Source organism: Exiguobacterium sp. B2(2022) (assembly GCF_028823655.1).
GTDB classification, from domain to species: domain Bacteria; phylum Bacillota; class Bacilli; order Exiguobacteriales; family Exiguobacteriaceae; genus Exiguobacterium; species Exiguobacterium aestuarii_A.
This window is the reverse complement of the sequence record NZ_JAPEHX010000014.1, coordinates 1-12293: the sequence shown is the minus strand read 5'-3', so window position 1 is coordinate 12293 and position 12293 is coordinate 1. Positions and strand designations below refer to the sequence as shown.

The 12293-nt window shown below is 47.4% G+C and carries 12 protein-coding genes and 2 pseudogenes; 5 read left to right on the top strand and 9 right to left on the bottom strand.

Annotated features, from left to right (window positions below):
- The first annotated feature begins 71 nt into the window (after positions 1–71).
- The 3 genes and pseudogenes from ON063_RS04190 to ON063_RS04180 all read left to right on the top strand — a co-directional run bounded on the left by ON063_RS04190 (position 72) and on the right by ON063_RS04180 (position 2607).
- Positions 72–503 (top strand): DUF2621 domain-containing protein, encoded by a 432-nt coding sequence (locus ON063_RS04190; RefSeq protein WP_274664336.1) that lies wholly within the window; start codon positions 72–74, stop codon positions 501–503.
- 255 nt (positions 504–758) lie between these two features.
- Positions 759–1088, top strand: a complete 330-nt coding sequence (locus ON063_RS04185; protein WP_274664335.1) for a DUF485 domain-containing protein — start codon at positions 759–761, stop codon at positions 1086–1088.
- Positions 1085–2607: pseudogene (locus ON063_RS04180) on the top strand (solute symporter family protein). The gene ON063_RS04185 and the pseudogene ON063_RS04180 overlap by 4 nt, the downstream one beginning before the upstream one ends.
- 34 nt (positions 2608–2641) lie before the next feature.
- Here ON063_RS04180 and ON063_RS04175 read toward each other — a convergent pair.
- Both ON063_RS04175 and ON063_RS04170 read right to left on the bottom strand, forming a co-directional pair.
- Entirely contained in the window at positions 2642–3094 is a 453-nt protein-coding gene (locus ON063_RS04175) for a CcdC family protein (protein ID WP_074033875.1), read from the bottom strand.
- Between the two features lie 19 nt (positions 3095–3113).
- Positions 3114–3812, bottom strand: a complete 699-nt coding sequence (locus ON063_RS04170) for a cytochrome c biogenesis CcdA family protein (protein ID WP_274664334.1) — start codon at positions 3810–3812, stop codon at positions 3114–3116.
- A gap of 188 nt (positions 3813–4000) precedes the next feature.
- On the opposite strand from ON063_RS04170, the gene ON063_RS04165 reads away from it, so the two are divergent.
- The gene (locus ON063_RS04165) at positions 4001–4183 is read left to right on the top strand and encodes an aspartyl-phosphate phosphatase Spo0E family protein (protein ID WP_074033196.1); all 183 of its coding nucleotides are present in this window, start codon (positions 4001–4003) and stop codon (positions 4181–4183) included.
- A 77-nt stretch (positions 4184–4260) separates the two neighbouring features.
- Here the strand turns inward: ON063_RS04165 and ON063_RS04160 are convergent, their stop codons facing one another.
- The 7 genes and pseudogenes from ON063_RS04160 to ON063_RS04130 all read right to left on the bottom strand — a co-directional run bounded on the left by ON063_RS04160 (position 4261) and on the right by ON063_RS04130 (position 11652).
- A complete protein-coding gene (locus tag ON063_RS04160) occupies positions 4261–6024 on the bottom strand; it encodes an ABC transporter ATP-binding protein (protein ID WP_274664333.1) in 1764 nt (587 codons plus the stop codon).
- A pseudogene (locus tag ON063_RS04155) lies at positions 6014–7728 on the bottom strand (ABC transporter transmembrane domain-containing protein). Before ON063_RS04155 ends, ON063_RS04160 begins: the two are co-directional and overlap by 11 nt.
- 124 nt (positions 7729–7852) lie before the next feature.
- The gene (locus ON063_RS04150) at positions 7853–8086 is read right to left on the bottom strand and encodes a YneF family protein (RefSeq protein WP_012726454.1); all 234 of its coding nucleotides are present in this window, start codon (positions 8084–8086) and stop codon (positions 7853–7855) included.
- A gap of 125 nt (positions 8087–8211) precedes the next feature.
- Positions 8212–10203, bottom strand: a complete 1992-nt coding sequence (gene tkt, locus ON063_RS04145; protein WP_274664332.1) for a transketolase — start codon at positions 10201–10203, stop codon at positions 8212–8214.
- Between the two features lie 199 nt (positions 10204–10402).
- A complete protein-coding gene (locus ON063_RS04140) occupies positions 10403–10636 on the bottom strand; it encodes a DUF896 domain-containing protein (RefSeq protein ID WP_078147028.1) in 234 nt (77 codons plus the stop codon).
- Between the two features lie 60 nt (positions 10637–10696).
- On the bottom strand, positions 10697–11341 hold the full coding sequence (locus ON063_RS04135; protein ID WP_074033881.1) for a YneB family resolvase-like protein: 645 nt from the start codon (positions 11339–11341) through the stop codon (positions 10697–10699).
- Between the two features lie 71 nt (positions 11342–11412).
- On the bottom strand, positions 11413–11652 hold the full coding sequence (locus tag ON063_RS04130; protein WP_074033200.1) for a hypothetical protein: 240 nt from the start codon (positions 11650–11652) through the stop codon (positions 11413–11415).
- 203 nt (positions 11653–11855) lie between these two features.
- Between ON063_RS04130 and lexA the strand changes: the two genes are divergently transcribed.
- Positions 11856–12293 (top strand): transcriptional repressor LexA (gene lexA / locus ON063_RS04125; protein WP_274664331.1); only part of this gene is annotated, 438 nt, incomplete at its 3' end.

Below are 12293 nucleotides of genomic sequence, written 5' to 3'. Positions count from 1 at the left end.
CTTTTGCAAATGGATTCTTTTTTGTATACTAACGATGACAGTAAGTGAATGTATAGAACGGGGGAAAGACGATGCCAGAAAACTTGATGATGTATTTCATTGTATTCTGGGGATTCGTCATGATCGGACTCATGACGATTGGCGGGTACTTCATGTTTCGTAAGTTTTTAAAACGAATGCCGAAAGAAGACGGGCGTTCCATTTTAGACATTGAGGATGATTATATAGAGAGAACGCGTCACTTATGGACGCCGGAAACGCGAACCTTATTAGACCGACTCGTTTCACCGGTTCCAGAACTATTTCGAGACGTCGCCATCCGAAAAATCGCAGGCAAGATCGGTCAGTTTGCCCTCGAATCTCGTGCAAAGACGATGACGACCGAACTCGTTGTAAAAGGATATATTGCCGCAACGCCGAAGCGAGACCACAAATTCCTTAAAAAAGCGCTAGCCGAAGAACAAATCGACTGGACACCTTACGAACACTATTTTCAGCAGTAAACTCTTTCCATTTTGGTTAGAGTTTTTTATTTTGTCGAATTGTGCATTATGCCTATTGGGTCGAAAGTACCTTTTCTTCCGATTTTAATTATATAGAAATAACGTTCAATATTTAGACAATATCGAAAACGCTTACAACAAATTGGTATGACCAATATTACGATAGTATTAGTGAATTCGACATGAAAAAAAGGCATGACTCCTCTCATTTTTCCATCGCATAATGGATTTATCTTACAGCTTAGGAGGGATTTTATGCATGACGTGACGCAAGTTACCCAAACGACCAGTAGCCATTCCGCTCAGTCGATCACAGAACACGAGAGGTTCCACCAATTGATGCGTGAAAAAAATCGTTTTATCGTTCCCGCTATCATCTTTTCACTTATTTTCTATTTCACGCTTCCTGTTTTGACAAGTTACACAACGATCTTGAATACAAAAATTGTTGGTGACATCACTTGGGCTTGGGCGTTCGCCTTCTCCCAGTTTATTATGACGTGGACACTGTGCGTGCTTTATAGTCGTCGTGCCCGGCGCTTTGATGCACTCGTGAGACAATTGAAGGAAGAGGTGAAATCATGAACTGGACAGCAATTGCCCTCTTTACCGCCATTGTCGGTCTCACCCTTGTCATTACATATTTCGCCGCTAGAAAAACGAAAACCGCCAGTGATTTCTACACGGCTGATGGTGGGTTGACTGGTTTCCAAAACGGTCTCGCAATTGCAGGGGACTATATGTCTGCCGCCTCCTTCTTAGGGATTGCAGGCATGATCGCACTCGCTGGATTTGATGGCTTTTTCTATTCCATCGGCTTCCTCGTTGCCTATCTCGTTGTCCTCTATCTCGTCGCGGAGCCACTCCGCAATCTTGGGAAGTATACGATGGCCGACATGATTGCCGCTCGCTTCAATAAGCCACGCGTGCGTGGTGTCGCTGCGATGAATGCCATCGTCATCTCTATTTTTTATATGATTGCCCAGCTTGTTGGGGCCGGTGCATTGATTGAACTATTGCTCGGCATCCCGTATACGACAAGTGTCGTTGTCGTCGGGATATTGATGACGGTTTACGTCGTATTCGGTGGGATGACGGCGACTTCATGGGTACAGATCACAAAAGCCGTCTTATTGATGATTGGGACAGCCATCATCTCATTTCTCGTCTTTGCACGATTCGACTTCTCAATCATGACGATGTTCAATGAAGTGAGCAAAGCCACACCGCTCGGTAGTGACTTCTTGAACCCAGGCAACAAGTTCAAGCTCCCGCTCGATACGATTTCGTTAAATATGGCACTCGTACTCGGTACAGCTGGTCTTCCACACATCTTGATTCGATTCTTTACCGTCAAAGATGCACCGACGGCAAGACAGTCGGTCGTATATGCGACGTGGATCATTGGAGCGTTCTACATTTTGACAATCTTCTTAGGTTTCGGGGCAGCAGCTTTTGTCGGACGAGACGCCATTCTCGCCGCGAACCCTGCAGGTAACATGGCGGCTCCTCTCCTTGCGCAAGTACTCGGTGGTGACCTCCTGTTCGCCTTCGTGGCAGCCATCGCATTCGCGACCATTCTAGCGGTCGTCGCCGGTCTTGTCTTGTCAGCCGCTTCTGCTTTCGCTCACGACTTCTATGGTCACATTATCCGGAAAGGGGAAGCGACAGAGAAGGAACAAGTAAAAGCCGCCCGGATCGCTTCTGTGGCCGTCGCCCTCGTCTCGATGGGACTTGCGTTCTTCGCTCAATCGATGAACGTGGCGTTTCTCGTATCACTCGCCTTTGCTGTTGCAGCAAGTGCGAACTTACCAGTCATTCTCTTCACGATTTTCTGGAGACGTTTTTGTTCTCTTCTTTAATCCTGGTCGCACTCAGTCCGAACCTATGGGCACCGGACGGCTCAGCCATTTTCATTGGAGAAGCACTCTTCCCGCTCTCGAATCCAGGCATCGTCTCGATCCCACTCGGTTTCCTTGCAGCCATCATCGGTACGCTCGTCACGAAATCTGACGAAGCCGCCGGAAACTACGAACGGATTCTCGTCAAAGCAAACACGGGAATCGATTCGGAGACGGAAGTGGCTGTCACAAAAGAATCGTAATCAAAAATGGAGCGGCCATGAGCCACTCCATTTTTTACGTAATTGCAATTCGTTTATACTTTTGATACATCGCGATTCGCCATGGGACGATCATCCCCCAGGCAATCAAGTAGAACAATCCACCTGTCGAGAAGATATCGACTTCATGCCCGACCCAAACTTTCATTGCCGTACGAATCGCAAGTAGCGCGAATACGACGATAAAAAATGCTTTTGAGCGTGACAAGTATACTTCTCCGTCCCGTTTTTCGAAGTTTGACGTTTTGATGAGGAACAGACTAAAGATTAGCCCGACCGCTAACGCCTCAAGTACTTCGACCCACGATAAACGAAATGCGGGAATCAAGAACTGAATCATCCCGGTCGTCATCGCAAGTGGTGGAATTAAGATTTTTTTTGCATTCGTCGGTTTCGCTGATGCTTTCACACGCACGAAACTCGCCACGATACCCATCAATAACGCAACGAGAGTCGACCCCCATAACATTGACATCTCGGTCAACCCCTTAAAATCCGGTGAATCCGACAAGTTCGCTCATCCAAGCAGCGAAGCGGTTCATTCCGTCAAAATATAATAATACGCCGAATGCCATCATCAGATAGCCGCCGACTTTTGCAACTTTTGCACTGTTACGTGCTAAGTACTTGATCTTGCCTACAAACGCGACCATCACTAAGAATGGAATCGCGAAACCGATGACATACGCCAACATGTAACCGAGACCTTGGCTCGGATTGGTTGCCGCAAGTGCAATCACACCTGCTAAAATCGGCCCCGTACACGGCGTCCATCCCGCAGCAAAACCAATTCCGATTAAAATGGTTCCGAAATAGCCGCTCTTTCGCTCGCCAATGTCCATCTTCTTTTCGCGCATCATAAATTGCGGTTGCCATAGACCGGCCAAAAAGACGCCGAACACGAAAATTAAAATGGCGCCGAACATCCGCAAACTATCTTTATACTGGATGAAGACGTCTGCAATTAACGAAGTTGATAATCCAAGCACGAGAAAGACAATCGAAAAGCCGAACAAGAACGAAAACGTGTGGAACCAAGCTGTACGCTGTTTCAATCCTTCATTTTTTAATTCAGATACGGAAACCCCTGTAATATACGAGAGAAACACTGGATATAACGGGAGCGTACATGGTGACAAAAACGATAAGACGCCCGCCCCAAATGCGAGCCATAATGTGACTTCCATGACGATTTCCACCTTTCACGACCATTATAGCGAAAACCTATTTAAATTGCTCGAATCTTTTCTTTCAGAACGAAACATCATTTTGTAATTTTTGAAATGGAAATGAAACTTGTCATCTGTAAACGTAGGTGCTAAGATTTGGATATTCTAGTTCGCAAAATTCTAATTTACATGATGGGGGAACGAACGTGGCAGTCACCGCAGCAGATACACTACACCAGGCCATTGAACAGAAACGTGATGAACTGTATAAAATCGCGTCAAAGCACACTTGGACCTCACCAGAAGTCATTCTGGTCAGTCAAGAACTTGACTCTCTCATTACTCGTCATGTCCTCTCAAAGCATAAAAAAGATCAGCATTCGAATTGACCTTGATGGCTCGTCACTCTCCGTGGCGAGCTTTTTTTCCATGGAAAAAGGACACCCCAATAGGTATCCCTTCCAATTCAAGACATCAGACGTTGTCCAGACTGTAATTCATACATTTTTTTGTACAGACCGTTTTGCTTCAATAACTGCTGATGATTCCCACGCTCGACGATTTCTCCTCGATGCAGGACTAAAATCAAGTCAGCATCTTGAATCGTTGAAAGACGGTGAGCGATCGCAATCGTTGTACGACCACGGCGCATACGGTCGAGCGCCGTCTGTACGCGTTCTTCTGTCTCCGTATCAATCGAACTCGTCGCCTCGTCGAGGATGAGTACTTTCGGATTACGGGCGACCGTTCGCGCAAATGCGAGCAATTGTCGCTCACCGCTCGAAAATGTCGCGCCACGCTCTCCGACAACATGACCGTACCCGGCATCTAACTTCTCGATGAACGTGTGCGCCTGAACAAACTCAGCGGCTTCACGGGCACGTTCCGAATCGATATCCGGATTGAATAGCTTTAAATTTTCTTCAATCGTCCCAGTGAATAGAAACGGATCTTGTAGCACCAATCCGACTTGTTTACGAAGCTCTTGCTCTTCAAATTGTTCGAGAGGCTGCCCGTCAATGGTGATGCGACCCGAACCATATGGATAGAAGCGGGTCAATAAGTTGATAATCGAACTCTTCCCGCTACCTGTATGACCCACGAGCGCGACCGTCTCACCAGGTTTTGCAACGAATGAGATTTGCTTTAACACATCGACTTCCCCATCGTAGCTGAACGTCACGTTCTCGAACCGCACTTCACCTTCTGTTATCCGAGCCTCGCCCGGCATTTGTTTTCCTGGTGCCGGCTCATCTGTATCCAAGATTTTAAAGACACGGTCTGCCGATACGACAGCTTGTTGGAACTCACTCAATCGCTGCATAATATCGAGAACTGGTCGGAAAATCCGTTCGATATAGCTGATGAATGCGTAGACAACCCCGACCTGTACTTGTTCACTCATTGAGAGCACCCCGTAATACCCGAGTAGACCGATAATTGAGAAAGCAAGAAGGAGTTCGATGATTGGACGCAGCAACATACTGTCGAGCTTTAAGTTCCGATATCGTGCCTCTTGGTGCGCCTCATTCGTCTCTTCGAATTGACGGATGAGCCGCTCTTCTTGACGAAACTGTTGGATAATCCCCATGCCGTTGATCGACTCGTTCAATTGGGCGTTGAGCTGTGACAAGAGGTCCCTCACTTGTGCGAAATATTTCGTTGAGAAACGACGATACGCCCAAATGATGAGCCAGAAGAGTGGCAATAAGACAAGCCCCATCGTCGCTAGTGGTGGTTCCAATATGTATAGGAAAATATACGTCCCAATCAATTGAACAGCCGACTGGACGAACGTACTCATCACACCGACATACAGTTCTTTGACCGCCTCGGTATCATTCGTAATCCGTGACACGAGGACGCCCGCTGGTGTTCGGTCAAAATAAGCGAGCCGCATCCCCATGACGTGGCGGAAAATATCCATTCGTATGTTCTGAACAATCTTCAACGCAATCTTTTGAAACGAAATCGATTGCAGATAATCAAACACGATTGCGGATACATGTAGAACCATATAGACCGTGAAGAGTGCGATGACCCAGTTCGTCGGGTAGACACCTGGCGTGACGAACTCATCGATGAACACTTTGATTAAAAACGGACCTGCCAATTTGGCACCTGTCGCAATCAATAGGAAGACGAAAGCGATACTGAGCGACTTCCCGTATCGTTTTGCATAACTGAGTAGCCGTTTAATGACCTGCCATTCTTGAACATCATGCTTCATCGTGTCCACCCCCTTCTACAATCGCCTCAAGTTGTTGACGATCGTATGTTTCACGATACCAACCCGTCTCTTGAAGCAATGCATCATGGCGACCTCGTTGGACGATTTTGCCGTCTTCAATCACGAGAATCTCGTCTGCATGTTCAACAGCAGAGAGTCGATGCGCTACAATCACCCGTGCCTGTTCAGGGTTTCCGACACGGAAGTGTTCGATGATCGACTCTTCCGTCTTCGCATCGACGGCAGATAGCGCGTCATCCAAAATCAAGACGTCCGCTTCAGTCATGAGCGCTCGCGCGATGGAAATCCGTTGTTTCTGTCCACCTGACAACGTCACACCGCGTTCCCCGACAAGCGTCGCGTACCCTTCTGGTAGCCGGATGATATCCTCATGCACCTCCGCGACTTTAGCCGCCTCGATGATTTCTTCCATACTCGCATCGGGTCTTCCGAAAGCGATATTGTTCGCAATCGAATCGGAGAACAAGAAATGATCTTGTGGCACGACGGCAATTTTGTCCATCAATAATGATTTTTTCACTTGGCGAATATTGATGCCTCCGATTTTAATCTTTCCGTCTTTCACATCATATTCACGGGTCAACAGACGGACAATCGTCGTCTTACCCGCACCTGTCCTGCCGACAATGCCAATCGTCTTTCCGCGCTCAATCCGAAAATGGACATCACGGAGTACAACGGTCTCGTCATAAGCGAAGTGTCGCACATCGACTTCCACTTCTGAATGTGCAAGTGTTGTCGCGGCCATTCGGTCATCTTGAATCTCCGGTTTGACGGCGAGCATTCGCTCGATTCGGTCATACGATGCCCGTCCACGCTCGACAATGTTGAATAACCAACCGAAGGGCTCACGATTTGTCCAATCGTCAATTCACCTTGTTCAATCAAGACGGCGCCATACCCGACCGAGAGGATGTAGGACAAGCCAACAATCCCAAAGATGGTCGGATCATATAACGCATCAATTTTGGCGACTCGTACGTTTTTTGCCATAACCTCACTCGATAAGTTCTCAAACGAGTCCATGTCTCGGTCGACTTCCCCGGTCGACTTTAAGACACGAACTCCACTGACACTCTCTTGCACTTTGTCATTCAATTCTGAAAATGCTGCTTGGGCGACGCCAAAGCGGCTATGTAACATCTTCCCATACCGTGTCGTCAGAGCGACCATGATCGGCAGAGGGAGTAAAGCAACGAGTGTGAGCTTCCAACTGATCGTCGTGATCATCGTAATGATGACGAACGTCCCAAGCGTCACGCTATCGACGAGTGTCAATATTCCCGCACCTGCCGTCATCGATACGGCCTGCACATCATTCGTCGCGTGGGCCATCAGGTCGCCGACACGTGACTTTTTGTAAAATCGTTGATCGAGATCGGTAAAGTGCCGATACAGTTGGCTACGTAACATTCTCCCTAGTCGAATCGAAGCGCCGAAGATGAAATAGCGCCAAAAGAAGCGGGCAACATAATTCCCAATCCCGACTGCTGCGAGACCCCCGAGTAACATCCAAAGCGTATTCGACGAGAGTGAACCTCGGTTGATTTCGTCGACGATTCGGCCAATGATACGCGGTGGAATCAATTCTAGCCCTGCCACGAATATGAGTAAGACGATGCCGAGTGCATACGTCTTCCACTCGAGACGCAAAAACCAAGACAATTGTTTAAATACACGAATATGAAACGCCCCCTTTGTCTTTATATGAAGATTATTCATTAATCGTAGCGAAAGTTTGTTCGATTGTCTAACAAAAAGAGGAAACAAAAAAGCACTTCGGATACCGAAGTGCTCTCGTGATTGATTATGATTTCTTTTCGTTTTTCATCTGCACGTTCATGGCGCGCATCACTTGGTTGACTTTCTTCTGTGATGGCTTTTGACCCATTTGCATCATCAACGTACGAATCATATCTTCATTGATTGGCGGGTTCTGTTCAAGGTAGTTCATCATGTATTTACGCGCGATGAAGAATCCGATCGCGATACCCCCGATGAGTGCTGCCACGACAAGAAGAATCCAGAATAATGTACTCAAGGCTTTACCTCCTCTACCATATGAAACATCGTTTTTTACTATACACTAAATTGAACAACTTCGCTAGTCGTCCAGAAAAAAAGTGACGGCCAAACGAATGGCCGTCACAACAATCTAACTTGAGATTAAAGTGATTTTACTGCATTGACGACGTTGTCGACTGACATGCCGTACTCTTTCATGAGGAGGTCCCCAGGTGCAGATGCTCCGAACTTGTCGATTCCGAGTACTTTCCCACCGAATCCTACATATTTATACCATCCAAGTGTCGCACCCGCTTCAAGTGATACACGTTTCGTGATTGAAGATGGAAGGACAGACTCTTTATATTCAGCAGATTGTGCTTCAAAGAGTTCCCATGATGGCATCGATACGACTGCCGCATTCACGCCTTCAGCCGCAAGCTGCTCACGCGCTTCAACGAGGACGTGTACTTCAGAACCCGTACCGAGCAAGAGGACGTCTGCATCTTTCGATTCACCTGCAACGACGTATGCTCCTTTTGCTGCCGTTTCAACTGATGTGCCTTCGAGCTCTGGCAACGCTTGACGTGTCAAGACGAGGAGTGAAGGTGTCGTTTTCGATGTTACCGCTTGTTTCCAAGCAGCGATTGTTTCTTTCCCGTCTGCCGGGCGAAGAACAGAGAGGTTCGGCATCGCGCGGAAACTCATCAAATGTTCAACTGGCTCGTGTGTCGGGCCATCTTCACCAACTGCAATCGAGTCGTGCGTCAAGATGAACGTTGACGGAAGTCCCATGAGTGCAGCAAGACGAACTGCCGGGCGAAGGTAATCCGAGAAGACGAAGAATGTCGCACCGTAAGGAAGGACGCCACCGTGAAGTGCCATTCCGTTTACAGCTGCCGCCATCGCGAACTCACGTACACCAAACCAGATGTTACGTCCAGCTGGATCTTCATCGAAGTCCACTGCACCTTTAATCATCGAGTTGTTTGACCCTGCAAGGTCAGCAGATCCACCGAAGAGTGTCGGGACTGCTTTCGCGATTGCGTTTAAGACTTCACCGCTCGTTTGACGTGTTGCTTTTTTCGAACCGATTTCGAATGTTGGCAACTCGTTGTCCCAACCTTCAGGAAGTTCGTTGTTCATCGCACGCTCGAACTGTGCACCGAGTTCTGGGTGTGCCGCTTTATACGCTTCTACGAGTTCGTTCCAGTCTGACTCATATTTCGCGCCAGGCTCGACAACTTTCTCGTTGAATAAGTCATATACTTCGTTTGGTACGTAGAATGACTCGCCTTCCCATTTATAGAACTGTTTCGTCAATTCGATTTCAGCATCTCCAAGTGGAGCACCGTGTGACGCAGATTTACCAGATTTGTTCGGTGAACCGAAACCGATGACCGTTTTCACTTCGATCAATGTCGGTTTTGACGTTTCCGCTTTCGCTGCATCGATTGCTTTTGCGATTGAATCGATGTCTGTTCCGTCTTCGACACGAATGACTTGCCATCCGTACGCGTTGAAACGGTCTTCTACGCTTTCAGAGAACGACTTGTGAAGATCGCCATCGAGTGAGATATCGTTTGAATCGTAAAGAACGACGAGTTTACCGAGCTTCAAGTGACCAGCGAGTGATGCCGCTTCTGCCGATACACCTTCCATCAAGTCTCCGTCTCCGCAAATCCCAAACGTGTAGTGGTCAACGACGTTGAACTCGTCGCGGTTGTAAGTCGCTTCTAAATGCTTCTCTGCCATGGCCATCCCGACAGCCATTGCAATCCCTTGTCCAAGTGGTCCCGTCGTCGCATCGACACCAGCCGTATGACGGTATTCTGGGTGACCAGGAGTCTTCGAGTCCATTTGACGGAATGATTTAAGGTCGTCCATCGACAAATCATATCCAGACAAGTGAAGGAGCGAATACAAGAGCATCGATCCATGACCTGCCGAAAGAACGAATCGGTCACGGTTGAACCAGTTCGGGTTTTTCGGGTTGTGACGCATTTTGTCTGTCCAAAGTGTAAACGCCATAGGTGCAGCACCCATCGGCATCCCTGGGTGACCAGAGTTCGCTTTTTGGACCGCATCGATTGAAAGCGTCCGGATCGAGTTAATCGCTAATAATTCTTTAGTAGTTGTTTCCACTAATTTCATCCTCTCTGTGTTAAGAAGGTTTTCTACCCGTCATATTTTATCACACTCATTCGTGTGTCACAACTAATTAATTAGTATAACACATTAAGTGAAATCGTTTCCTTCAATTGCCTTAAAAAAACTGTAATCCGTTCGTCTGATGTCCGTTCGTGTATAACAAAAATGCACATCCTATACGAAATAGGATGTGCATTCAACATCACTCGCCACGATAGCGTTTTTGATCTTCTTTCAACTTCTCCGGGGTGACGTCGTTCCCATCTGGATCGACGACCTTCATCCCCATCATTTGTGACTTGAACGATTGACGGAACGCCTTCAAATATTCTTGACGCAAGTCTTGTTGTTCGTTCATTTCGTCTTGAGACAGTCCTTCTGTCTTCGCTTTGTTGGCGAGGAAATTGATTCGCTCCAATTGTCCTGGTGCTAACATCTGACTCGCCCCCTCTCTAGTGAATTTGTTCTTATACTTTACAAAATCAGAGAGGAAGAATCAAGTTTCAGCTACTGACTGGTGCTCGAGATACCGTCGATTGACGGTCGCTTTCGACACTTCATAACCGAATCCACGGAGTGTTGCCGCAATCTCAGCAAACGTCAACCCGCGCTCGCGCAGTTGGATAATCTCCTCAATCGGCACTTCGATTCGGTGTCGCCCACCTTGATCGTTGTTTTGAATATTGCGCTGTGGGTTGAATCCGTTGGCGACGGCACGGCGCATCCCACGAGAAATTTTAGCGTTGTGAATTTTACGTTGATACTCTTCCACAACACTGACAATTTCTAATACCATTTTTTCGGCATCAGAAACGACATAGTCCGACGTTGATTGCATCGTCAGCAACCGAACGTCATGCTTCATCAATGTGTGCAAGATGGCAATCTTAGCATTTCCTCGTCCCAGACGACTGTCGTCCGTGACAAGTACGGCATCCAAATCAGACATCGACACATGGTCAAGCAAATCAAGGAGCCCCTGTCGATTCACTTCATATCCACTCTCTTGCTCCGTAATGATCTCTATGACTTCTGCCCCTAGTTGCGAAGCCAGATGCTGTAATTCATCGACTTGTCGACTGAGTGATGTCTCTTGGGTGGACTTGTTCGTCGATACCCGACAATAGATGACGACTCGCATCGCATCACTCCCTTTCATCGCATTCATTCCTTACGATACACAGTTCGAGAACGGTTCGCAATGATCAACAATCACTCAGCGGCATACCATTTTGTTTTTCGTTCATTATGCTCTTCTCGCTCTGCCATAATTTGTGCTTCGAGTGATTCCGCTTGGACATAAGCGACTTCTTCTTCAATCGTACGTTCCTCCGTAGTGACGACTGGTTCGACTACTGCCGGTTCCCCTCGCATCTCCCCTGCCAAATAAAAAGCGAACATCCCGACCAAGAGCATCCCGACTAAAATGATTCCGTTAAGTGTGTCTTTCATGATTACATTGCCTCCTGTATAAGAATATATGTTCGTTAGAACGTTTGTTCGTTTATCTTTTCTCATCATAAAACAAGAACCCGTGTTCGGTCAACACAAAAAAACGAACGAATGTTTGTACGCTCATGTGTTCTTGTGTTACACTAGACACATAAAGAATAGGATGCGTTTGCAGGTTATTCGATTACATCGAGGTGAACATAATGAAAAAAATGTCAGCGCGACAACAACAGATTCTTGATTTCATCAAAGACGAAGTTCGGGCAAAGGGATATCCGCCTTCTGTTCGTGAAATTGGAGAAGCCGTCGGCCTTGCTTCTAGTTCGACCGTACACGGTCACTTAGATCGTTTGGAAAAACGCGGGTTGATCCGTCGAGACAAGACGAAACCTCGCGCGATTGAAATTTTGACTGAAGATATGCCGACAATGGAAGAGCAAGAGTCCGTCATGTACGTACCGGTCATCGGGAAAGTTACCGCCGGGACACCGATTACCGCCATCGAGAACGTGGAAGAACACTTCCCGCTCCCGGCACATATCGTCGGTTCAGATAATGTATACATGTTGTCCGTTTCCGGAGATTCGATGATCAACGCCGGAATTTTGGACGGGGACCGCGTGCTCGTTCGTCAGCAGAGC

Bases quoted from the DNA above. Each gene is read 5' to 3' on its own strand.
- ON063_RS04175 (WP_074033875.1), bottom strand. From the start codon at position 3,094: ATGTTATGGGGGTCGACTCTCGTTGCGTTATTGATGGGTATCGTGGCG.
- ON063_RS04135 (WP_074033881.1), bottom strand. From the start codon at position 11,341: ATGCGAGTCGTCATCTATTGTCGGGTATCGACGAACAAGTCCACCCAA.
- ON063_RS04185 (WP_274664335.1), top strand. From the start codon at position 759: ATGCATGACGTGACGCAAGTTACCCAAACGACCAGTAGCCATTCCGCT.
- ON063_RS04140 (WP_078147028.1), bottom strand. From the start codon at position 10,636: ATGTTAGCACCAGGACAATTGGAGCGAATCAATTTCCTCGCCAACAAA.
- ON063_RS04130 (WP_074033200.1), bottom strand. From the start codon at position 11,652: ATGAAAGACACACTTAACGGAATCATTTTAGTCGGGATGCTCTTGGTC.
- ON063_RS04170 (WP_274664334.1), bottom strand. From the start codon at position 3,812: ATGGAAGTCACATTATGGCTCGCATTTGGGGCGGGCGTCTTATCGTTT.
- tkt (WP_274664332.1), bottom strand. From the start codon at position 10,203: ATGAAATTAGTGGAAACAACTACTAAAGAATTATTAGCGATTAACTCG.
- ON063_RS04160 (WP_274664333.1), bottom strand. From the start codon at position 6,024: ATGAAGCATGATGTTCAAGAATGGCAGGTCATTAAACGGCTACTCAGT.
- ON063_RS04190 (WP_274664336.1), top strand. From the start codon at position 72: ATGCCAGAAAACTTGATGATGTATTTCATTGTATTCTGGGGATTCGTC.